The organism is Pseudomonas fluorescens (assembly GCF_902497855.1).
Lineage (GTDB): Bacteria > Pseudomonadota > Gammaproteobacteria > Pseudomonadales > Pseudomonadaceae > Aquipseudomonas > Aquipseudomonas fluorescens_BI.
On the sequence record NZ_CABVHU010000004.1, the window covers coordinates 278024 to 299375 of the forward strand.

Here is a 21352-nt window from a genome sequence, read left to right on the forward strand (position 1 = left end):
TCATTGGGCGACAACGCTTTTTCATTTCATGACAATCCATGACCTTTGATCCGGGATTGAGCATGGCGTTGCCCCTGAATACTAAGCGGGCCGCGGTGCTTCAACAGGCGGGGTGCCGTCGTGAAACATCGTCTTCAGTTGAGCACGCAGTTCCGGTGAGTCGGTGTGCTTGTGAACACTGACGGCATGCTGTGCGGCAGCCTCGAGCAGTTCGTTTTCAGAGTCTGCGGACAATGCGACTGAGCATTGGGTATCGCTCGGAAACTCGCGGCAGTCGATGTATTTACGCGCCATGATATGTTCCTCCCTACGACGAAGGCAGGCCGTGGCCTGCGTGAACGATCGCTCGCAGCGTCACCCCATGCATCAAACACAATTGCGTGTCACATCGAGTGTGCCGACCCTTGAAGTATAGGCCCATCGGATGTCAGGGTCGTTGTGCCAGGCATGGAAATCGGTCGTGCGCAAACAGGGAGCAGATCACTCATTGTCACGGTGCTGAAGCTTCAGGGGTGGCACCCGTAATATCCGGCGATTGCCGCCAGGACGAACCCGAGTTGCGCCCCCCGGTTAGCCCACTTCTTCCAGTCGATGCCCGCGAGGGCTTTTCTGAAGTTCATCGGGTTCTGGACTCGCTCCAGTCGTTTCGCGTGGCTGTGATCAATGCATCCCAGTCATCGGGAGGGTTGCCCCGGCCCAACATCTTCTCGAACACGGCATAAGGATCGGATTTGCTGTCTGCCGACCTCAAGGTGTGTTCGTCGTTGACCCATGCATAGACGATAACCCTGGACTTCGAGTCGTAGCGAAAGAACAGCCGAAACCGCCTACCGATCTTTGCCCGCCGCCAATGGCGATAAGCTGTTCCAAGCGTATTGCCTTGGCGGAACTCATCCCGTGCAGGATCGCCGGGCACGCCATCCATGATCAGATGACTCAAGGCCCGGAACAACTTGACGTTGGCATTGCTTTCAAAGCCTTGCGGGTCGTTCTGTTCAGCCTGGGCGACAGCCTCTTGCAGTTTGCGCAGCTGTACGACCACACCTTCATGGAACAACAGTGTCCAGCCATGTCGCTGCATCAAAGCGCGACCTCACCGTCAATCTCTTCATCCAGATTCACACTGTGGCCCGCGTTGGCGAGCATGGTCTGCGCCAGATCTTCTGGCAGTGCGGTGATGTTTCGTCCGCTTCGAATGTCGGCCTCCAACAAGACCAGGAATGCGGCGATGGCAGGGTCTTCGTGGACAGTGTCCACACGACTGACCACCACTTCACCCGCGCGTACGTCAAATGCGATCTTGCTACCGGTATCCAGGCCCAGTAGCTGCCGAACGGATTTGGGAAGCGTTACCTGGCCCTTCGAGGTCAGCGTGGCGATTTCATGAATGGCAGGCATGAGGGTTCTCCCGAATAAGGAAGTCAGATTGTAAGGAATATTCCTTACTTGGTCAATCTGGGTGCCCGACGACGCCTAGAGACTTTCAGGATCCCCGAAAAACATTTGAATCCGCGACCTCAACCACCGCTCCCCCGGATCATTGTCCTGGGACCCGCGCCAGGCCATGTGCAGTTCAAAACTGCGCACCGGCAATGGCGGCTCTTCAGCCCGCACTCCGCCAGCCGCCGTCAGCGCTTCAGCCGTGTAATCCGGCACGGTCGCGACAATATCGGTGCCGCTGAGCAGGGTGCTCAGCCCGTTGAACTGCGGTACCGCGAGCACCACATGGCGTTTGCGCCCGAGCTTTTCCAGTTCTTCATCGATAAAGCCGCTCAAGTCACCGGCGAACGACACCAGCGCATGGGGCCGCGCGCAGAAGTCGTCCAGGCTCAAGGGCCCCGGCACGGTGTCGGCGCGCAGCAGCTTGGGCATGCTGCGGCGCAGCACTTTGCGCTTGGCGTTTGCCGGCAGGTCCGCGGTGTAGCTGACGCCGATGGAAATCTCGCCTGAGGCCAGCAGGCTCGGCATCAGAATGTAGTTGGCCCGCCGCACCACCAGTACGATCCCCGGCGATTCGGCGCGCAGGCGCTTGAGCAGCATAGGCAGCAGGGCGAATTCGACATCATCTGACAAACCGATGCGAAATACCGCGGTGCTGGTCGCCGGGTCGAATTCCGCCGCACGGCTGACGGCGGTGGAAATCGAATCGAGGGCCGGGGAGAGCAGGGCGAAGATCTCCACCGCCCGCGCGGAGGGCTCCATGCTGCGCCCGGTGCGCACGAACAATGGATCGTCGAACAGCCCGCGCAGGCGCGAGAGCGCCGCACTGATGGCCGGCTGGCCGAGGAACAGCTTCTCCGCAGCGCGGGTCACGCTGCGTTCGTGCATCAATGTTTCGAATACGATCAACAGGTTCAGGTCGACACGACGCAGGTCATTACGATTCATCTGGAGTCCTGGCAGAGTCTAGGCTTGACGAGAGCGACCATTTAAGAACAATGGCCGGCATGAATCTTACGGGGAAAGGCTGCTACTCTGCACCGAATAATTCAGTTTCGCTGGAACGGCGGCGGCGACCGTTGATCCAGTCGATGCTGCGGAATCAATGACAGGCATGTCGACTATTAATAGCCACTGATGGTCTTGGGTACAAAGCCCGGATAGAGTTCAGGGCATTAGAGGTTTCTTTTGACGAGGTTTGCGATGTCACGCACGATCCGTTTTCACAAGTTTGGTCCGGCCGAGGTGCTCAAATGCGAAGAGCATGCGGCCGCTCTGCCTGCGCCGGGCGAAGTGCAGGTGCGCGTCGAGGCAATTGGCATCAGCTGGTACGACATACTCTGGCGCCAGAACCTGGCGTCGTCCCATGCTCGCCTGCCTTCAGGGCTTGGCCATGAAATGGCCGGCGTGGTCACGGCGCTCGGCGAGGGTGTCGATGACCTGGAAATCGGTGACAAGGTCGCCAGCTTCCCGGCCGAAAGCCCCAACGACTATCCGGTGTACGGCGAACAGATCGTTCTGCCGCGCTCGGCGCTGACCCGTTACCCGGACGTCCTCAGTCCGATCGAAGCCAGCGTGCATTACACGCCGCTGTTGATCGCCTATTTCGCCTACACCGATCTGGCACGGGTCAAGCCCGGGCAATTTGCCCTGGTCACCGACGCCAGCCACTGCGCCGGACCTTCGTTCGTCCAGTTGGGCAAAGCCTTGGGTGTGCGGGTGATTGCCGCGACCAAGACCGCGGATGAACGGGAATACCTGTTGTCCCTCGGCGCCGAGAAAGTCATCGTCACCGAAGAACAGGATCTGCTGATGCAAATCAACAAGATCACCGATAACCATGGCGTGGCCGTGGTGTTCGATGGACTTGGCGGCCCACAGATGTCGTTGCTTGGCGATGTGCTCGCACCCCGTGGCAGCCTGGTGCTCTACGGCCTGCAAGGCGGCAACCAGACGCCGTTCCCGGCCTGCGCAGCGTTCCAGAAGAACATTCAGTTCTTTGTGCACTGTATCGGCAACTTCACCGGCAAGCCGGAGTTGGGCATCATTCAGGACCAGGCAGCGCTGCAACGGGCCTTGCGCGATATCAACCAGCTGACCGCCGACCGTGTGCTGCTGCCGCTCAAGACCCGGGTCTTCCCGTTTACCGAGTTTGTCGAAGCGCACCGCTACATGGACGAATGCCCTTGTCGCGAACGGGTCGCCCTCCAGATCGAACCTGCGTAACCCCCCTGCAAGAGTCCGTGCCCGCACGGACTCGCTCGTTTCTGCCTCCCGCCCCTGAAAATGAGACCTCCCATTGCCCTGTCGGTGGGTCAGTTCAGCAACTGAGCTGGTTTTTGCTCTCAATCTGTATCTTCTAATCAGCTTATAAGCCCTGATAATTGAATGATTACTTTCATCTCAAGGAATGAGTCATGGCCGGTTTTCAGGCTGATACTTATCAATACGCCTCATTGATGTATGTTCGAGCAATAACGGCTCGTAAAGCAGTTGCCAAAAAAACATGGGTAACTTCCTTCTTTATTTCTTGTACTAAATGTCTGTGGGACGCTGTCGGACATTTCCTAGGACGTCCAGCGGTGCCGCATGGCACCGTATCTATCGGGCTTCGCGGCAGTCTGTCCTTGCTCAACGCTCGGGCAGTCGTCACCCATTCCAGATAATTGCCAAAAATTTAAGTGTTAGCATTTTGCAATAAAGCCCGGCACGTCAGGCACGGGCTGGCGATCCATTGCACGGTGCCTATGTTTGTTTGTGCACTGTCGAACTTACGCGTACCAGGTAAATGAAGATGACCAATATCCATGATCAAGCGATGACCTATGTCTATCAACAAGTACTGCAACGATTGCTGAGTTACTTCTCTCGCGCCGAACGCACCGCATTGCAGCTGTTGATTCAGCGCCTGGTGGTGGCTGCGGGGGGGATGGAGCGTATTGGCGATTACAAGGTGCTGGCGATCCAGTCCGGATCACGGGACAGTTGCTACACCCTGGCGCTGCTGCGTGCGGCGCAACTGAGTATCGCCGGCCGCGCGCCCGCGACGTTCCAGTTGCGTGTCGCCACCCTGCGCCTGAACGGCGACAGCACCACGGCCCTGGAAAACATCCACCGCAGCCACAGTGCATTGTTCCTCTATGACGATCCGCGGGTCGAAGTCCTGATGGTCGATCATCGGGAGGTCCTGCCGTTCAATCACCTGGCGCCGGTCTCCGAAGCCGGCCGGGAATTCAATCGGCTCAACCTGCTGATGGTCGGGCATCGTCGAAGCTGGGACGGGCCGCTTGATCTGTGGGACGACGGGTACCTGGCCACCGGCGAGTTCCATGGGCAAATCGCCCGCTGGGACCGCGGCGTCGATGCACTGCTCAGCAGCGACAGCCCTCGCCAGCAAAAGCGCTTTATCGAGGGGTTGCGGCGTGCGGCGGCGAAGGCCGGGCTCCGGCCCTCGAATCACCACGAGCCCGGCTACGAAGGGCTGTTCACGCTGCTCGATGAACTGGGCAGCGACAGCTATCGCGTGTTGCACCCCGAGGACGATCGGGCTGCATGGCGTCCCGCCGAGCAATTTGAAGCCTGCCGTCGCACGACCTATATCGACATTCACGACCTCTTGGTCAGCAATCTGGAGGAGCGTTGGCCGCTGTTGACCGAGTTTCTCGGATTTCAACCGGACGAGCTGTCGGCCCAGCTGCGCGACAACGATTACGCCAGCCTGTCTGTCTGCGCGCACCTGCAGGGGTTGCAAGCGTGTTTCGTGCACGCTCGCAGCTACGAGTCGGGCGTTGCCGACTACCTGCGACGCGCCTTGGTGATGATGCGCCGCAAGCAACTTCCCCAGCGATTGGGCGAGCAGGCGGTGGCGGCGTTTGGCAACCCGGCGACCTCGGCCGAGCAGCGCGCACGGGCAGCGGCCGAGGCACAGAAAAATCTTGGTTTGAGCGAGGCGCAACTGGTGTGTCTGTTGTTCGCACCTTTCAGCGACAACGGAGCGGCCCTTGAGCGCTTTCTGCGCCAGTGCCACCCCGGCATGCTCGTGGCGCTGCCTGACTTGCACCGGGCCATGCAGGGCAATCCGGTGCCGGAGCAAATCGCGCAATGGATGGTCGACGTCAGCGGGCTGCCGGTCAGTCTGATCGGCACGCTTTATCGCCTGGGTCCGATACCTGCCCCGGCGTTGCCCATGCAGGCCACCCTGTATGACGATAACTGCGCCGTGGGGGGCGAATGGTCGGCGGGACAGTGAAAGGGCCAAGAGAAACCGACTTCGCCTATCAGGCGGTGTACCGTTACCTGACCAACCTGATCGAGGAACCGGCCAGCGACACACGCGTGCGCCTGCCATCGTTGCGCCAGTTGGCGGACCGCCTGAGTGTGTCGATCTCGACGATTCAGTACGCTTACTCGCTGCTGGAGAAGGAAGGGCGCGTGTATTCGGTCGCCAAGTCCGGTTATTACGCGTTGCCCGTGTCCTGCGTCATCGTGCCCGGCAGTGGTCATGACCTGCTCGAAACGGTTTATGTCAATGCCAGACGTCCCGGCATGCTGGTCTTGAGCGCCGATGAGCCGGCGTTGTTGCAACCCCTGGACCGGCCGTTGCTGCTGCTGGAAAGGGAATTGCTGCGCCAGTATCCGCGCCAGCCGCAATCGTCTTCGCAGCCGTGCGGTGAGCTGGAACTGCGTGCGGCGCTGGCAGCGCGCTATACCTCGTCGCCCCTGCGCTGTTGGCACGCCGATGACGTGTACATCGGCGCAGACCTGCGTGGCGTGCTGGAAATACTGATCGCCGTGCTGCGCCTCAAGGACGCCGCGGTGGTCGTCGAGTCGCCCTGCGACTGGGTGATTCTGCGCCTGCTGCAGGCCGCGGAGGTGGAAGTGATCGAGCTGCCGCTGCAAACCTGCGGCGGTCTGGACGTCGAGCGGCTCAAGGGGTTGCTGGAGACCAGGCCGGTGCGCCTGGTGATGCTTTCATCGGCAATGAACATGCCGCGTGGCAGCCTGGCGCCCGACGACAACCGGCACATCATCGCGCAGCTGCTGGCGCAGCATGGGACTTGGGTCCTGGAAAACGACTGCTACGGTGAACTCGGATTCGAACCGGGCGGCCTGCGGTTTCGCGATCTGCTGGACCCTGACCGGCTGCTCGTGTTTTCCACGTTCGAAAAGATCATCGGGCCCGAGGCACCCTATGGCTATCTGCTTTCGCGGCATCTGAGGGTTGAACTGCAACGGCAGTTTTTGCTGCGCTCGTTTCGCCTGTCACCGATCCGTCAGAAAGCCATCGCCCGCTTGTACGGCAATGGCCGTATCGACCACCATCTGCAGGTGTTGCGTCGGTTGCTCAAGGATCGCAAAGTGCAGATGACCCAACTGCTGCAGGAGCGCCTGGGCGATGCCTTGCAGTTCGTCGATCCCCATGGCGGTGCGACAATCTGGGCTCGCTCGCTGCGCCAGGTCGATGTGCATCGAGTGTTTCAGCGCCTGCTCAAGCACCAGGTGGTGATCGCGCCGGGAGAACTGTTCAGTCTGCAAGGGCTGCACTCGCAACATCTGCGCCTGAGCCATACGTTCGGCGGTGACCATGATCTGGCCGCTGTACTGGGTGTGCTGGGGGATGCATTGCGTCTGGAATCGATCGACTGATCCGTTTCGCGAAGCCGTCGCGTGTATGGCGTCGCTTCCGGGATCGATAATATCGCGCTGCGGTCAAACTGCCAGTAAACTGCGTCCCTATTCCTGACCCACTCTATTCCCGAGGTTTTGCAATGACACTCAGTCCTTTTGCGGGCAAACCGGCACCGGCAGAACTGTTGGTCGACATCCCGCGACTGGTGACGGCCTATTATACTGGCCAGCCTGATGCCGCCATCTCCACCCAGCGCGTAGCCTTCGGCACGTCCGGGCACCGAGGCAGCTCGTTCGACTTGAGTTTCAACGAATGGCACGTACTGGCGATCAGCCAGGCGATCTGCCTGTACCGCGAAGCCCAGGGCATCGATGGCCCGCTGTTCGTCGGCATCGACACCCACGCGCTGTCCACCCCGGCGGGTGCCAGCGCCCTCGAAGTGCTGGCCGCCAACGGCGTGACGGTAATGATCGCCGAAGGTGACGAATACACCCCTACGCCGGCCATTTCCCATGCCATCCTCTGCTACAACCGCGGGCGTACGTCGGGCCTGGCGGACGGTATCGTGATCACTCCGTCCCACAACCCGCCGCAAAGCGGTGGCTATAAATACAATCCTACAAACGGTGGCCCGGCCGATACCCACATCACCAAGTGGATCGAAGCCAAGGCCAACGAACTGCTGGGCAACAAGCTGGCCGGCGTCAAGCGCATCAGTTACGAGCAGGCGCTGAAGGCTGGCACCACCCATCGTCACGATTACCTCAACACGTATGTCGCCGACCTGATCAACGTGATCGACTTCGATGCCATTCGCGATGCCGGCTTGCATTTGGGCGTCGATCCGCTGGGCGGAGCAGGGGTGCGCTACTGGTCGGCGATTGCCGAGCATTACCGTCTGGATCTGGAAGTGGTCAACAAAGAGGTGGATTCCACGTTCCGCTTCATGACCGTGGACTGGGACGGGCAGATCCGCATGGACCCCTCGTCCCCCTATGCGATGCAAGGTCTGATCGGCCTGAAAGAACGCTTCGACGTGGCATTTGCCTGTGACCCGGATCACGATCGCCATGGCATCGTCACCCCGTCCGGTGGCCTGCTGGCACCGAACAATTACCTGGCGGTGACCATCGATTACCTGTTCCAGAACCGACCGCTATGGCGCGCCGATGCCGCCGTGGGTAAAACCGTGGTCAGCAGCGGCTTGATCGATCGCGTCGCCAAGCGTCTGGGGCGGCGGCTGTACGAAGTACCGGTCGGCTTCAAGTGGTTCGCTGACGGGCTGTTCGACGGCTCTCTGGGCTTTGGTGGCGAAGAAAGCGCCGGCGCTTCGTTCCTGCGCAAGGATGGCAGCGTCTGGTGCACCGACAAGGACGGCTTGATCCCGGCCTTGCTGGCAGCGGAAATGACCGCCCGCACCGGCCGCGACCCAAGCCAGGCCTATCGCGCCCTGACGGATGAACTGGGCGAACCGTTCTCGGTGCGGGTCGACGCCAAGGCCAATCCGGAGCAGAAAGCCTTGCTGAGCAAGCTGTCGCCGGATCAGGTCACCTCGACCCAACTGGCGGGCGAAGCCATTCAGAGCATTCTTAGCCATGCGCCAGGTAACGACCAGGCCATCGGCGGTTTGAAAGTCATGACCGAAAATGGCTGGTTCGCGGCGCGGCCGTCGGGTACGGAAGACATCTACAAGATCTACGCCGAGAGCTTTGTCAGCGACGAGCACCTCAAGCAGTTGGTGGCCGAGGCTCAAACCCTCGTGGATGGCGCTATCTCCGCGAAGTGACTGAGTACGCCATCGCGGGCAAGCCCGTTCCCACAGGATTGTGCACCCCCCTGTAGGAGCTGGCTTGCCAGCGAAGACGTCGGTACAGTCACCACCGTTTATTCGGCTGTCCCATCCTGAAACAGGTGTAAACCTTATTCAGGACGGGACAGGCTAAACAAAAAGGGCGACCCATTACGGTCGCCCTTTTTGTTCCCTGCATTCACAGGATCAAGCCAGATCCACCAGCACGATCTCACTGTCTTCAATCGCCGTCACCCGCAACACCTGCTCATCGACAATCGCCACCCCGTCTCGAGCTTGTGCACGCAAGCCATTGACTTCAATGACACCGGTCGCCGGTACCAGGTAGGCGCGACGGCCGTTGTCCAGATGATACTCGGCGGATTCGCCGGCCTTCAGGTTAGCGGCCACCAGTCGCGCATCGGCACGAATCCGCAGGCTCTGATCGTCGCCGGACTTGCCGCTGGCCAGGGTCACGAAACCTTCGCGCTGGCCCTTGGGAAAAGGCTTGGCGCCCCAGGACGGTGCCAGACCGGATTCGTTGGGGATGATCCAGATCTGGAAGATCCTGGTCGCGGTGGCTTCCAGGTTGTACTCGCTGTGGGCGATACCGGTACCGGCGCTCATGACCTGAACGTCACCTGCTTCGGTACGCCCCTTGTTGCCCAGATTGTCTTCGTGAGTAATCGCGCCTTCCCGGACATAGGTGATGATTTCCATGTCCCGGTGCGGGTGTTTCGGGAAACCGGTACCGGGGGCGATCACATCGTCGTTCCATACCCGCAGGTTGCCCCAGTTCATGCGTTTTGGATCGTGGTACTCGGCGAACGAAAAGTGGTGGTGGGCATCCAGCCAGCCGTGGTGGGCGCCGCCCAGGGAGTTGAAGGGTCTGAGTTCAAGCATGATCGTCTCCGCAAAAGGTGGTTGATGGCGAGCATCATCTGCCAGGTACTGATCGATAAAAAGCGTAAAAAATGCCTGAATACAATCGAATTAGCCGATGATTTAGCCGCTCGACCCGTTCTTGTCCAGCCTTCACTTTCGCGCATAAGCCAATGACCTGTAAGCATTTCACTAGAACTCAATGGCAAATGCAGACACCATAGCCCTCAACAGCCTCACACCCTGGAGTCAGTCCGCGTGCCGCAACACACCCCCGATCTTCCTCCTGAACTTCGTCCACTGGCCGAAATGCCATGGCTCAAGCGTCTGGCCGCCCGGTTCTTTGGCCATGGCCTGACGCGTCTACGGGCGCAACATCGCGCGTCCTGGCTGCACGGCCAGGCCGACGGCTTTCGCAGCGGGCATAGCGCCGGCGTCGATTACGGCTATAAGGAAGGCAAGCTTGAAGGGCTCGAGGAGGGCCGGCAGGTATTGCTGATTCGCGATTCACGCTCCACCGAGCACCGTCCGCCCGCTGTCGATGACCATCTCTTCGACGACTGGCGCCTGCCACTGAGTGCCGAGTTGAAGAAGCGCATGAAGGCTGATGTCGCCCGGTTGCTGCCGCCATACGCACAGCCCAGCGCCGCTCAGTGGAAGATGATCTTCAGCGACACCCCCTCGACCTCGGTGATTGCCGGGGCGGGCGCGGGCAAGTCGACAACGCTGGTGCTGCGGATTGTGCTGTTGAGCCACTATCTGGGCTTCGAGTTGAGTTCGATGACCGTGGTGACCTTCACTCGAGAGTCGCGCAAGGACTTCATCAACAAGCTGGTCGAACTGTTTGCGCTCTGGGGGCGGGCGCTCAGTCTCAAGGAGGCGCGGGATCTGGTGCGCACCTTTCACTCGCGCATCCTGCCAATGGTTCGCAGCCTGCCGGGCTTCGAGCGGCTGCAAGCCTTTGAAAACCTCAGTCACCGTGTACAAGGCGGGGAGGAGGAAGTCGACAGCAACCCGTTCGACCTGCGCATCAACGATGCCCAACGCCAGCAGCTCAACGCCTGCTATCACGGCCTGCACACCCGGGATGAGCGTTTTCGTGACCTGATCAAGCCTTTGTCGCGTCACGCCTTGCAACTCAAGGAGCTGGAGCGCGATCACCCGGACGTGCAAAAACGCATGGCCGTGACCGAACTGGCGGCCAAGCGTGATGAAGAGCTGTGCGATGTCATTGAAGATCTGTGGTTTCGCGCCGGTGCCTGGCCGATCAAAGGCATCGAGCCCAATCGCCAGGCGTTCGATATCAACGGCGCCACCTTCCATTGCCACGGCTATATTCCAAGCCTGGACGCCTGGGTGGTGCTGGGATTCGATCCCCGGGAAAACCCGCAGGTCAGTCGTCCGAACGCCAAGCTTTCCGTGCGCGCAGAATGGGCGGTTAAGCGCACCCTGTTTCAAGCTTTCTGCCGTAAACCATTGATATGGCTCGATAGTTATGAGTCTTCTAAGCGGGTGTTGGCGTCGCTTGCCGGCGATGCCAGCGCCGGCCCCGGCTTCGACTACAAGGTCAAGGGCGAGCTTGCTTCGGCACCGCTGCTGGATTGCTTCGTGGCGGCGGCGGGGTTTATCGAGAATCTCGGGCTGGATGTTCCGAACGCGGTAGGGCAAATGAGTTTTGCCAAGGACGACCCGGACCGGTTCTTCTTCGAGGCCTTGAGCCTGTACTGGCGAGCGCTGGAAGACCATCTGCTTGACCAGAAACCGCCGGTGATGACTTACAACCGGATGTTCGCCTTGTTCAGCGAGCATTCCCCGGAAAATCTGAAACTGCTGAGCGATGAGCTGCTGCGGCCGATGTCGCACCTGATGATCGATGAATTCCAGGACGTTTCGCCACAGATCGTTTCCTGGATTCGCGCCAGCCTGGCCGAGATTCGCGGTCGTGGGCCAGCCATGCATGTGGGGCGTGGTGCGCAGCGGTCGTCGTTGCTCTGTGTCGGCGATGACTGGCAGTCCATCTATGGTTGGCGCGGCAGTTCGCCGAGCTATTTCATGGAGTTCAGCAAGGAATTCCCGTCACCGGGCACGACCAGGGTCATGCTCAGCGACAACTACCGCAGTCACCAGCACATCATCGATGCTGCCGAACATATCGTGCGCGCCGCACCGGCGATCGCGGGCAAGAAGGCCAAGGCCAGTGGCGAACCTAAGGCGCTGCTACCGGTCAATGTGCTCGATCGGGATGATCAAGGCATGGCCGCGCGCTTGATGGAGCACTATGGAAAGGGCGATACAATCTTGATGCTTTATCGAAAAAGTAGCGATAAGGCATTGATAGAAAAGCATATTCAGCCTGTAGTTAATGTAGATTCTAGCTTGCCGTATGACGCCCGGCGATTGAAACAATTGACCTACCACAGTGCCAAGGGGCTTCAGGCGGACGCGGTGTTTCTGCTGGGGGATTGTCAGCACCTGACCAGTTCCCCCTACAAGAACCAGGTCTATCGCATGGCGGGTCTGGGCAAGGCGGGCGACAGCGAAGCCTATGACAATGCGCAGAAAGACGAGATCCTGCGCCTGGCTTATGTCGGCATCACTCGGGCGGTGAGTCATTGCTACTGGTACGTCGACGGTCAGGACACCCAGGCGGCCAACCTGCCGAAGGCCTCCGACCGGATCGGCAAGGGCAAGGCCTTCTTCGTCGATCACCGCCAAGGCAAGGCATCGGCGTGAACCTCAAAGCAGCTGCCCCAGGTGGACGCAAACCCCTGTAAGAGCTCGCTTGCCAGCGAAAGCGTCAGGTCAGGCGCCTTCATCATCGGCCGTGCGGACGTCTTCGCTGGCGAGCCAGCTCCTACAGTGGGCTATTCGGTCTTCAGGCATAACTCCTGAGCGCCATCGGTGGAATGAAAGCCTCCAGCTCATCCTCCACCGCTTCGATAATCCGCTCTACATCCGCCGCATTCATGACCGTCGCGCAGGGAATACCGGCGATGGCGATCATGGTCTCGCCACTGGCACGGTCAAACAGACGGGCAATCATACTGCCCGGCGCATCCATGCTCGCCTCGAAACCCATGGGATGAAAATGCCAGCGCATCAGCTGGCAGGCATTTGGAAAGGTGACTTTGTTACTAAACCCTTTATTCATGTGTAGCCCGCCTTCTTCATCGAGCGCTTCCGTTAGCTCATGTTAGGAGGGAAGAGCCTTCATTGGCTCAACCGGTGACAGTCTTTAAAAGTAGCATCTGCATGTGAAAAAAATGTGGATTTTTCAGGCCGTTTAGCGATTGGTTCAGTTTTTTTTGACGCAAGTCATCCTTGACCGATTTTTTCGGTCAAGGGTCGTCACGGATCGGGCATTGAAGCCGGGGCGGAATTTCGGCAAGCTCGGCTTTTTTCGTCGAGTCCCTTATGCATGCCGATGATGATGGTCCGTTGCAAACCCAGGCTACGGGCGAGACGGTGATGCGTTACCACCTGCGCTGGAAACACCGGGATCTGGACGGGGTCATGGCGCTGTTTCACCCCGATGTGCAATACAACGACTTTTTCCAGAACCGGGTGATGGGCCTGGACGAATTGCATGACTATGTAAGCAGCAGCATGCCACGGGACCCGGATGAAGCCCTGGAGCACTCCGACCGTATTCGCCTGGACGGCAACACCGCATTCATTCAATACCGCATCACCCTGCGCGGCGGCGAAGGCCTGGCGTCGTTCCGGGCCAGCGAGGCGATTACCGTACGTGACGGGCTGATCTGGCGGGTCAACGAATACGCTTCCCTGGTACATGAGCAGCCCGCCGGAAAAACCGCCGGCAGCCCGCGCCCGGCCGCCAGTCGGCTCGGTCTGTCGCCACGGCAACTGAGTTTCATGGCCCACGACCTGCAACAGTATTTCCAGAAGCGCCAGCCTTATCTGGATCCCGAACTCGACCTGCAGCGGGTGGCCAATGAATGCGGGTACAGCCGCAACCAGATGTCCTATCTCCTGAACCAGGTGCTCGGCCAGAGCTTCTATCGCTACGTCAACCAGGCGCGACTGCACCATCTGCTCGCGGCGCTGGAGGGCGCCACGCCGCCGCTGCGTATCGACGAACTGGCCTTCGACGCCGGCTTCAACTCCCTGTCGGCGTTCTATAAATGCTTCCGCCAGCACACCGGCCTCTCGCCCAAGGCCTACGCCAGACAAATTTCTTTGCGTGCACGCGCGCAAGACAACCTGTAGGGCCACGCACTAGGATCGACGCCATCGAAGATTGAGTGGCGGAGTCTTGCATGCCGGCGTGGCGCACTATCAGTTTGTGGATGGACCAACTCGACGAGCCCTTGTTGGCGCGTCCGGCGCTGGAACGGGATCTGGATGTCGACGTGGCGATCATCGGCGCGGGGTACACCGGCCTCTGGACCGCGTATTACCTCAAGCGCCAGGCTCCCGAGCTGAACATTGCCATCGTTGAAGCGCAGACCGCCGGTTTTGGCGCCTCGGGACGCAATGGCGGCTGGTTGATGGGGAACCTGCTGGGCGAGGATCGCTTGCTCGCCGGCCTGCCGCCCGAGCAGCGCCGGGCTTCTGTCGATCTGTTGCACGGTATCCCGGACGAAGTGGCGACTGTCCTCGAACGTGAAGGCATCGATTGCGATTACCGTAAAGGCGGAGCCTTGTATTGTGCCGCCCGTTATCCGGAGCAGGAAACCAGCCTGCGCCATTACCTGGACGCGCTTTACCGCCAGGGCCTGACCGAAAGCGATTATCGCTGGCTCAACCCCGAGCAGCTGGCGCAACAGATCCGGATCGCCAAACCTTACGGCGGTATCTACGCGCCGCACGTCGCGACCCTTCACCCGGCCAGGCTGGTGCGGGGGCTGGCCCGGACGGTCGAGCGCATGGGCGTTGCAATCTACGAGAACAGCCCGGTCACCCACTGGCAGTCTGGTGGCCTGCGCACGGCGAAAGCCGGGGTTCGCTGCCATTGGATCGTGCCGGCGGTGGAAGGCTACGCGGTCACGCTGCCGCCGTTGGGGCGCTATCAGTTGCCGGTGCAAAGCTTGATAGTCGCCACTGAACCATTGTCCGCCGCGACCTGGGATGACATCGGCCTCAGTCGCGGCCAGGCCTTCAGCGAAAGCAGTCGTCAGGTCACCTATGGTCAGCGCACGGCGGACAACCGCCTGGTGTTCGGCGCACGCGGCGGTTATCAGTTTGCCGGCAAGCTACGCCACGACTTTGACCTGACCCGCAGTGAGGTCGAGTTACGGCGCTATCTGTTCAGCGAACTCTTCCCGTCACTCAAGAACGTGCGAATCACCCATGCCTGGGGCGGCAATCTGGGCATGTCCCGGCGTTTCCAGCCGCACATGCTCTGTGACCAAGCCAGCGGCATTGCCTTGTCCGGCGGTTACGGCGGGGAGGGGGTGGGCGCCAGCAACCTCGGCGGGCGGACGCTGGCCGACCTGATTCTGCAGCGCGACAGCGAGCTGGTACGCCAGCCGTGGGTCATCTCCCAGGGCGGTCTCGAAGCGCTCAAGGCCTGGGAGCCGGAACCCTGCCGCTGGCTCGGCTACAACGCGATCATCCGCAGCTTCGTCCATGAAGACCAGACCCTGGCCAACCCGGCCACCGCACCTTGGCGGCGCAAACTGGCCAGCGGCGTGGCGGGGTTCATGGAAGGTTTCATGCAGTAAACGGCGCTCTTCATCTATATAGGCTTTATCGACAGGTACCCCCATGGGCATTACTCAATTCAAGAACACCGCAACCCTGAAGCTGGAAGAGTCGAACCCGGTCGCCGTGCCATTGGGCACACCGGTGGCGGTGGCCTCGACTACCAGTGTCGAACGCGACGACGGCGTGGAAACCGGCGTCTGGGAATGCACGCCGGGTCGCTGGCGACGGCAGATCGTTGCCCAGGAATTCTGTCACTTCATCCAGGGACGCTGCACGTTCACCCCGGATGATGGAGAAACCCTTTTCATAGAAGCCGGCGATGCACTGATGTTGCCTGCCAACAGCCTCGGTATCTGGGACATCCAGGAAACCGTGCGCAAAACCTACGTCTTGATTTTTTGATCCTCTGATTGCCTGCAACCATTCCAATAAAAAGAACACAACCCCTACAGGAATCGACTCATGATCCGAAAGACCCTGACTCTGGCCCCCTTGGCACTCGTTGCGACCCTCAGCCAGGGGGCCGAAACCGTCAAGATCTACAACTGGTCGAGCTACATCGCCCCGGACACCACGAAAAACTTCCAGAAGGAAACCGGTATCGGGTTCAGTTACGACGTTTATGACAGCAACGAAACCCTGGATGGCAAGCTGATGACCGGCAACTCCGGTTACGACGTGGTGTTCCCGTCCAATCACTTCATGGCGCGGCAGATTCAGGGCGGGGCGCTGAAGACGCTCGACAAGCGTCAGTTGCCGAATTGGAAGAACCTCAATCCGGTACTGCTCAACGCCTTGCAGACCAACGATCCAGGCAACGAACACGGGTTCCCGTACCTGTGGGGCAGCACGGGCATCGGCTATAACATTGCGAAGGTCAAGGCGGTATTGGGTGATGACGCGCCAGTGGATTCCTGGGACCTGATCTTCAAGCCGCAGTACATGGAAAAACTGCAGAAGTGCGGCGTGGCCATCCTCGACAACGGTCCGGAACTGCTGCCGGCAGCGCTGAACTACTTGGGGTTGCCGCATCACAGCAAGAACCCGGAGGACTATAAAAAGGCCGAAGCGCTGTTGATCAAAGTCCGGCCGTACGTCAGCTACTTCCACTCGTCCAAGTACACCGGCGACCTGGCCAATGGTGACATCTGCGTGGCTGTCGGTTTCTCCGGCGACATCCTGCAAGCGGAAAGTCGTGCCAAAGAAGCCAACAACGGTATCGAGATCGGTTATTCGATTCCCAAGGAAGGCTCCGCCATCTGGTTCGACATGGTTGCCATGCCTGCCGATGCTCCGGATGAAAAGGCCGGCTATGCCTTCATGAATTACCTGTTGCGGCCGGACGTCATGGCCAGCATCAGTAATCATGTGCGCTACGCCAACGGCAACCAACAGGCCGACAGCCTGATCGACCCGGTGATCAAGAACGATACCAAGGTCTACCCGAGCCCGGAGATGATGGGGAAATTGTTTGCGCTGGAGGCGATGCCGCTGAATGTCGATAGGGTTCGCACGCGGGTGTGGAACAAGATCCGGTCGGGGAGCTGAAAAACACGTCGCCTGATACACAGCCTTCGCCGGCAAGCCGGCTCCTACAGGGTTGGGCGTTGACCACAAGTCATCGGCACGCAGGTGATCCCTGTAGGAGCTGGCTTGCCAGCGAAGGCGGCCTCGAGTCTTGCAGCGCCAATGCAGACGCCTTCGCCGGCAAGCCGGCTCCTACAGGGTTTGACGTTGACCACAAGTCATCGGCACGCAGGTGATCCCTGTAGGAGCTGGCTTGCCAGCGAAGGCGGCCTCGAGTCTTGCAGCGCCCATGCAGACGCCTTCGCCGGCAAGCCGGCTCCTACAGAGACCCAATCAACGTCGATCCAGCCACACCGTCTGGGCGTTGCAGAACTCGCGGACACCGAAATGCGACAGCTCCCGGCCAAAGCCGCTTTTCTTCACGCCGCCGAAGGTTACGCGCGGGTCGCTGGCGCAGTAGCCATTGATGAACACGCCGCCGGTTTCCAGTTCGCCGGCCATCTGCTGCGCCAGTTCGACATTGCGCGTGTAGATGGTCGAGGCCAGTCCGAACTCACTGTCGTTGGCCAGCGCCAGGGCATGGGCGGCATCTCGGGCGGTGATGATCGAGGCGACCGGGCCGAACAGTTCCTGCTTGAACGAGGTCATCTGGTCGGTGACATCGGCGAATACCGTAGGCTCATAATAGTTGCCAGGACCTTCGGCCTTCTTGCCGCCCAACAGCAAGGTCGCGCCTTCTTCCAGGGTGTCGCGAACTTGTTGATCCAGTTCATCGCGCAGATCAAAACGGGCCATGGGACCGATATAGGTCTCGGCGGCCAGCGGGTCGCCGACCACCAGTTGGCGGGTGGCTTCGACGAACTTGCGCGTGAATTCCTCGACGATGTCCTGCTCGACAATCAGCCGCTTGGCCGCCGCGCAGACTTGCCCGGTGTTCTGGTAACGGCCAATCACGGCGGCTTTGACTGCTTCGTCCAGATCGGCGTCATTGAGCACGATGAACGGGTCTGAGCCACCCAGTTCCAGCACGCACTTCTTCATGGCGGCACCGGCCTGGGCGCCAATCGCCATGCCGGCGCGCACGCTGCCGGTGAGGGTTACCGCGGCGATGCGTGGATCGGCAATTGCCGTGGAGACGCCGTCCGGCGTGACATTGATCACCTCGAACACGCCTTGCGGGAAGTTGGCGCGTTGCAAGGCATCGCGCAGCAGGTAGGCCGATCCCATTACGTTTGGCGCATGCTTGAGAACGTAGGTATTGCCGGCGATCAAGGCTGGCACCGCACCGCGCAGCACCTGCCAGATCGGGAAGTTCCACGGCATCACCGCAAGAATCGGCCCCAGCGGGCGATATTCGATGCGCGCCTTGCCGCCTTCGACCTGCGTCGGCTCGGCGGTCAGCATGGCCGGGCCGTGTTCGGCATACCATTCACACAGCTGTGCACACTTTTCGATTTCGCCGCGGGCCTGGGCGATGGGCTTGCCCATCTCCACGGTGATCATGTTCGCCATCGTGGCGGCGTTGTCGCGCAGTGTACGGGCGAGTACGACCAGGGCCTGGGCACGTTGCTCGACAGGAGTACGGCGCCAGATCGAGAATCCGGCAGCGGCGCGGGCCAGGGCAGCGTCCAGCTCCGATGCGGATTCAAAAGGGTAGTGGCCGATCTGCTCGCCATTGGCGGGGTTGATCGAAATGGCATGGGTGAGGCTGGAAATCTGGGTCATGGCACCGTCCTGCTGGGTGGGTATAGGCTCAGATTAAAGTGGCGCCAGGATTCTGGAAACTGAATAATACTGAGCATATCGTTCACGTATGGAGAATGACTTTGGATCTGGTACAGCTCGAGATTTTCAAAGCCGTGGCCGAGCACGGCAGTATCAGCGTGGCCGCCCAGCACATTCACCGGGTGCCTTCGAACCTGACGACGCGGATCAAGCAGCTGGAGCTGGACCTGGGCGTGGACCTGTTTATCCGCGAGAAGAGCCGTCTGCGCCTGTCTCCGGCCGGGTGGAGTTTTCTCGATTACGCCCGGCGCATCCTCGACCTGGTCCAGGAAGCCCGTGCCACGGTGGCGGGCGAGGAACCCCAGGGCTCGTTCCCCCTGGGGTCGCTGGAGAGCACTGCGGCGGTACGCATCCCCGAGCTGTTGGCCGCCTATAACCAGCGTTACGCCAAGGTCGAGCTGGATCTGTCCACCGGACCTTCCGGGACCATGATCGACGGAGTGCTGTCGGGCCGGCTGGCTGCCGCCTTTGTCGACGGTCCGGTGTTGCATCCGGCCCTGGAAGGGGTACCTGCGTTCGAGGAAGAGATGGTGCTCATCGCGCCGCTCAACCATGGCCCGATTCTTCGCGCACAGGACGTCAATGGCGAAAGCATTTATGCCTTCCGCTCCAATTGTTCCTATCGGCATCACTTCGAAAGCTGGTTTGCCAAGGACGCCGCGGTACCCGGGCGGATTTTCGAGATGGAGTCCTATCACGGCATGCTGGCCTGCGTCAGCGCCGGAGCCGGCCTGGCGCTGATGCCCCGCAGCATGCTCGAGAGCATGCCGGGGTGCGGCACGGTAAGTGTCTGGCCGTTGTCGGAGTCGTTCCGGTTCCTGCGCACCTGGCTGGTGTGGCGCCGGGGCACGGTGTCGCAAAGCCTGACCATGTTTGTGCGCCTGCTGGAGGAGCGAGGGGTGGTGCAGGAAGAGGCGTAGCAAACGGGAGCTATTGCTGCTCCCGTTGCATACGCAGCGTTGAAAAACCTTGTGCTAGCTCGCGCGCGCGAGGATGGCTTGAGCGCGACCGATGACTGGCGCATCGACCATTTGCCCATCCAGCACGAACACCCCTTCGCCCGAGATCGCGGCCTCCATGATGCGCCGTGCCCAGTGCAGTTCTTCAGGGCTGGGTGTCAGCGCTTGATGGATGATCGCCACCTGACTCGGATGGATGCACAGCGCGCCGCCAAACCCCATGTCGCGGGCAAACTGAACGGCGTCATGCAGACCTGCGGTGTCCTGGATCGAGGGGAAGACTCCGTCCAGCGCCGGGGCCAGGCCGGCAACCCGGGTGCCGAGCACCACCGCGTAGCGGGCGTGGCTGAGGAATGCTTCGGCGGCGCGGCTACCGGTGGTCAGGTTCAGGTCCAGGCCGAGGTCGAGGCTTCCGAACAATAAGCGCTCGACACCCGGGGCGCCGGCAATGTCGTTGATTGCAGCCAGCCCCTTGGCGCTCTCGATGATCGGCCAGACCGGTTTGCCAGTGCTGGCCGCGGCATGCACCTGTGCCGCGCTTTCCGCCTTGGGCAGCAAGATCCCGATCACCCCGGCATGCTGACGGCACAGCTGCAGGTCCGCGGCATGCGCCCGGTGATCCGGGGCATTCACCCGGACCAGGATCCGCGCCTGCCGGTTTTCATTCAAGAAGCATTGCAGATTGTCCCTGGCCTGTTCCTTGAGGCTTTCCTGCACGGCATCTTCCAGGTCGACAATGACCCGATCCGCGCTAGTGGCGATGGCTTTGGGGATGCGTTCAGGGCGCGTGGCCGGCACAAACAGGGCGGAGCGAACGATTGATGGATTCATGATGTCTCTCCCTGGCTGAACTCGACTTCTCCGATTTGTGCGGTGCCGTCCTGATTGCCCGCCCAGACCTGCGCCTTGCCGCTGCCAAGCAAACGCCCGCCGACCTCGAAAGGTTTGGGTGAAATCAGCGGTCGGAGTCCACGGAAGGAGAAACGCTCCAGTCGCGCGTTCGGGTGCGCCCGGGTGAACGCACGCAAGTTCAGGGTGGCGATCAATGGCCCATGCACCACCAGTCCCGGATAGCCTTCGGCCTCGGTGACATAGGGCCAGTCATAGTGAATCCGGTGGCCATTGAAGGTGACCGCGGAATAGCGGAACAGCAGGGTCGGGGAGGGTTCAACCTGCTCCTGCCACTGGCCCTCGGGGAGTGCTTCGGTGCCGCTCAGTTTAGGCGGAGTGGGTTCGCGGTAGACGATGTCCTGTTCATCCTGCAGGGCGCGTTGACCGTCCTGGAAATACTCGTGGCGTACCGTGACGAACAGCAACGACCCGGTGCGGCCGTGCTTCTCTTCGACGTTGATAATGGTCGAGACACAGGTCACCTGCGCCTCCACCTTCAGTGGCTGGTAGAACTCGAGGCGGCTGCCGGCCCACATGCGATTGCGGTTGTGGGCCGGCGGCAGGAAACCGCCGAGCGCTGGATGACCGTCCGGGCCCAGTTCGCAGGCTGCTACCGGTTCCTGAAAGAAAGCCCAGTGCCATAAGGGCGGAAGCGGTTCGCCGGGCTGTGGTGCAGCTTCGCTCAAGGTCGCGGCAATGCGTTTCACCAGGGTCAGACTGATCCGGTCCTGGCATTCCTGGCGACGTCCAATCCAGGCTGAAAAATCTAAACGGCTCATC

The 21352-nt window shown here is 60.6% G+C and carries 20 protein-coding genes; 11 read left to right on the forward strand and 9 right to left on the reverse strand.

Annotated elements, in window-relative coordinates:
- Window positions 1-81: 81 nt before the first annotated feature.
- The 4 genes from F8N96_RS11120 to F8N96_RS11135 all read right to left on the reverse strand — a co-directional run bounded on the left by F8N96_RS11120 (window position 82) and on the right by F8N96_RS11135 (window position 2388).
- Window positions 82-294 (reverse strand): DUF1059 domain-containing protein, encoded by a 213-nt coding sequence (locus tag F8N96_RS11120; RefSeq protein WP_150797839.1) that lies wholly within the window; start codon window positions 292-294, stop codon window positions 82-84.
- A 322-nt stretch (window positions 295-616) separates the two neighbouring features.
- Window positions 617-1081 (reverse strand): type II toxin-antitoxin system YhaV family toxin, encoded by a 465-nt coding sequence (locus F8N96_RS11125; RefSeq protein ID WP_150797840.1) that lies wholly within the window; start codon window positions 1079-1081, stop codon window positions 617-619.
- Window positions 1081-1398: a type II toxin-antitoxin system PrlF family antitoxin gene (locus F8N96_RS11130; RefSeq protein WP_150797841.1), complete on the reverse strand. Its 318-nt coding sequence runs from the start codon at window positions 1396-1398 to the stop codon at window positions 1081-1083. The genes F8N96_RS11125 and F8N96_RS11130 overlap by 1 nt, the downstream gene beginning before the upstream one ends.
- A gap of 75 nt (window positions 1399-1473) precedes the next feature.
- A complete protein-coding gene (locus tag F8N96_RS11135; protein ID WP_150797842.1) occupies window positions 1474-2388 on the reverse strand; it encodes a LysR family transcriptional regulator in 915 nt (304 codons plus the stop codon).
- 255 nt (window positions 2389-2643) lie between these two features.
- Here F8N96_RS11135 and F8N96_RS11140 point away from each other — a divergent pair, with 255 nt between their 5' ends.
- From F8N96_RS11140 to pgm, 5 genes are all read left to right on the forward strand, one after another.
- The gene (locus F8N96_RS11140) at window positions 2644-3666 is read left to right on the forward strand and encodes a zinc-dependent alcohol dehydrogenase family protein (RefSeq protein ID WP_150797843.1); all 1023 of its coding nucleotides are present in this window, start codon (window positions 2644-2646) and stop codon (window positions 3664-3666) included.
- A 191-nt stretch (window positions 3667-3857) separates the two neighbouring features.
- Entirely contained in the window at window positions 3858-4106 is a 249-nt protein-coding gene (locus F8N96_RS11145) for a hypothetical protein (protein WP_150797844.1), read from the forward strand.
- A gap of 128 nt (window positions 4107-4234) precedes the next feature.
- Window positions 4235-5689, forward strand: coding sequence for a hypothetical protein (locus F8N96_RS11150; RefSeq protein WP_150797845.1), 1455 nt, complete (start codon window positions 4235-4237; stop codon window positions 5687-5689).
- Window positions 5686-7086: a PLP-dependent aminotransferase family protein gene (locus F8N96_RS11155; protein ID WP_150797846.1), complete on the forward strand. Its 1401-nt coding sequence runs from the start codon at window positions 5686-5688 to the stop codon at window positions 7084-7086. The genes F8N96_RS11150 and F8N96_RS11155 overlap by 4 nt, the downstream gene beginning before the upstream one ends.
- 122 nt (window positions 7087-7208) lie before the next feature.
- The gene (pgm, locus tag F8N96_RS11160) at window positions 7209-8855 is read left to right on the forward strand and encodes a phosphoglucomutase (alpha-D-glucose-1,6-bisphosphate-dependent) (protein ID WP_150797847.1); all 1647 of its coding nucleotides are present in this window, start codon (window positions 7209-7211) and stop codon (window positions 8853-8855) included.
- 210 nt (window positions 8856-9065) lie between these two features.
- On the opposite strand, the gene F8N96_RS11165 is transcribed toward pgm, so the two are convergent.
- Window positions 9066-9761 carry a pirin family protein gene (locus tag F8N96_RS11165; RefSeq protein ID WP_150797848.1) on the reverse strand — a complete coding sequence of 232 codons (696 nt, stop codon included), beginning with the start codon at window positions 9759-9761 and terminating at the stop codon, window positions 9066-9068.
- A gap of 237 nt (window positions 9762-9998) precedes the next feature.
- Here F8N96_RS11165 and F8N96_RS11170 point away from each other — a divergent pair, with 237 nt between their 5' ends.
- On the forward strand, window positions 9999-12473 hold the full coding sequence (locus tag F8N96_RS11170; protein WP_150797849.1) for a UvrD-helicase domain-containing protein: 2475 nt from the start codon (window positions 9999-10001) through the stop codon (window positions 12471-12473).
- A 142-nt stretch (window positions 12474-12615) separates the two neighbouring features.
- Here F8N96_RS11170 and F8N96_RS11175 read toward each other — a convergent pair whose 3' ends face one another.
- Window positions 12616-12891 (reverse strand): DUF1652 domain-containing protein, encoded by a 276-nt coding sequence (locus F8N96_RS11175; protein ID WP_150797850.1) that lies wholly within the window; start codon window positions 12889-12891, stop codon window positions 12616-12618.
- A gap of 263 nt (window positions 12892-13154) precedes the next feature.
- Between F8N96_RS11175 and F8N96_RS11180 the strand changes: the two genes are divergently transcribed.
- From F8N96_RS11180 to F8N96_RS11195, 4 genes are read left to right on the forward strand one after another with little or no spacing between them, the layout of a single operon-like run.
- Window positions 13155-13970 carry a helix-turn-helix domain-containing protein gene (locus F8N96_RS11180; RefSeq protein ID WP_150797851.1) on the forward strand — a complete coding sequence of 272 codons (816 nt, stop codon included), beginning with the start codon at window positions 13155-13157 and terminating at the stop codon, window positions 13968-13970.
- A 50-nt stretch (window positions 13971-14020) separates the two neighbouring features.
- Window positions 14021-15427: an NAD(P)/FAD-dependent oxidoreductase gene (locus tag F8N96_RS11185; protein WP_150797852.1), complete on the forward strand. Its 1407-nt coding sequence runs from the start codon at window positions 14021-14023 to the stop codon at window positions 15425-15427.
- A 43-nt stretch (window positions 15428-15470) separates the two neighbouring features.
- Window positions 15471-15812 (forward strand): cupin domain-containing protein, encoded by a 342-nt coding sequence (locus F8N96_RS11190; RefSeq protein WP_150797853.1) that lies wholly within the window; start codon window positions 15471-15473, stop codon window positions 15810-15812.
- Window positions 15813-15872: 60 nt separating this feature from the next.
- On the forward strand, window positions 15873-16958 hold the full coding sequence (locus F8N96_RS11195) for a polyamine ABC transporter substrate-binding protein (protein ID WP_150797854.1): 1086 nt from the start codon (window positions 15873-15875) through the stop codon (window positions 16956-16958).
- Between the two features lie 312 nt (window positions 16959-17270).
- On the opposite strand, the gene F8N96_RS11200 is transcribed toward F8N96_RS11195, so the two are convergent.
- Window positions 17271-18662 (reverse strand): aldehyde dehydrogenase family protein, encoded by a 1392-nt coding sequence (locus tag F8N96_RS11200; RefSeq protein WP_150797855.1) that lies wholly within the window; start codon window positions 18660-18662, stop codon window positions 17271-17273.
- A 101-nt stretch (window positions 18663-18763) separates the two neighbouring features.
- Here F8N96_RS11200 and ptrR point away from each other — a divergent pair, with 101 nt between their 5' ends.
- Window positions 18764-19642 carry a putrescine utilization regulator PtrR gene (gene ptrR / locus F8N96_RS11205; protein WP_150797936.1) on the forward strand — a complete coding sequence of 293 codons (879 nt, stop codon included), beginning with the start codon at window positions 18764-18766 and terminating at the stop codon, window positions 19640-19642.
- A gap of 54 nt (window positions 19643-19696) precedes the next feature.
- Here the strand turns inward: ptrR and F8N96_RS11210 are convergent, their stop codons facing one another.
- Both F8N96_RS11210 and F8N96_RS11215 read right to left on the reverse strand, forming a co-directional pair.
- Complete coding sequence (locus F8N96_RS11210) at window positions 19697-20512, reverse strand: HpcH/HpaI aldolase/citrate lyase family protein (protein WP_150797856.1); 816 nt, start codon at window positions 20510-20512, stop codon at window positions 19697-19699.
- Window positions 20509-21351, reverse strand: a complete 843-nt coding sequence (locus F8N96_RS11215; protein WP_150797857.1) for a MaoC family dehydratase N-terminal domain-containing protein — start codon at window positions 21349-21351, stop codon at window positions 20509-20511. The genes F8N96_RS11210 and F8N96_RS11215 overlap by 4 nt, the downstream gene beginning before the upstream one ends.
- Window position 21352: the final 1 nt, after the last annotated feature.

Bases quoted from the DNA above. Each gene is read 5' to 3' on its own strand.
- F8N96_RS11120 (WP_150797839.1), bottom strand. From the start codon at position 294: ATGGCGCGTAAATACATCGACTGCCGCGAGTTTCCGAGCGATACCCAA.
- F8N96_RS11125 (WP_150797840.1), bottom strand. From the start codon at position 1,081: ATGCAGCGACATGGCTGGACACTGTTGTTCCATGAAGGTGTGGTCGTA.
- F8N96_RS11130 (WP_150797841.1), bottom strand. From the start codon at position 1,398: ATGCCTGCCATTCATGAAATCGCCACGCTGACCTCGAAGGGCCAGGTA.
- F8N96_RS11135 (WP_150797842.1), bottom strand. From the start codon at position 2,388: ATGAATCGTAATGACCTGCGTCGTGTCGACCTGAACCTGTTGATCGTA.
- F8N96_RS11140 (WP_150797843.1), top strand. From the start codon at position 2,644: ATGTCACGCACGATCCGTTTTCACAAGTTTGGTCCGGCCGAGGTGCTC.
- F8N96_RS11145 (WP_150797844.1), top strand. From the start codon at position 3,858: ATGGCCGGTTTTCAGGCTGATACTTATCAATACGCCTCATTGATGTAT.
- F8N96_RS11150 (WP_150797845.1), top strand. From the start codon at position 4,235: ATGACCAATATCCATGATCAAGCGATGACCTATGTCTATCAACAAGTA.
- pgm (WP_150797847.1), top strand. From the start codon at position 7,209: ATGACACTCAGTCCTTTTGCGGGCAAACCGGCACCGGCAGAACTGTTG.
- F8N96_RS11165 (WP_150797848.1), bottom strand. From the start codon at position 9,761: ATGCTTGAACTCAGACCCTTCAACTCCCTGGGCGGCGCCCACCACGGC.
- F8N96_RS11175 (WP_150797850.1), bottom strand. From the start codon at position 12,891: ATGAATAAAGGGTTTAGTAACAAAGTCACCTTTCCAAATGCCTGCCAG.
- F8N96_RS11180 (WP_150797851.1), top strand. From the start codon at position 13,155: ATGCATGCCGATGATGATGGTCCGTTGCAAACCCAGGCTACGGGCGAG.
- F8N96_RS11185 (WP_150797852.1), top strand. From the start codon at position 14,021: ATGCCGGCGTGGCGCACTATCAGTTTGTGGATGGACCAACTCGACGAG.
- F8N96_RS11190 (WP_150797853.1), top strand. From the start codon at position 15,471: ATGGGCATTACTCAATTCAAGAACACCGCAACCCTGAAGCTGGAAGAG.
- F8N96_RS11195 (WP_150797854.1), top strand. From the start codon at position 15,873: ATGATCCGAAAGACCCTGACTCTGGCCCCCTTGGCACTCGTTGCGACC.
- F8N96_RS11200 (WP_150797855.1), bottom strand. From the start codon at position 18,662: ATGACCCAGATTTCCAGCCTCACCCATGCCATTTCGATCAACCCCGCC.
- F8N96_RS11210 (WP_150797856.1), bottom strand. From the start codon at position 20,512: ATGAATCCATCAATCGTTCGCTCCGCCCTGTTTGTGCCGGCCACGCGC.
- F8N96_RS11215 (WP_150797857.1), bottom strand. From the start codon at position 21,351: ATGAGCCGTTTAGATTTTTCAGCCTGGATTGGACGTCGCCAGGAATGC.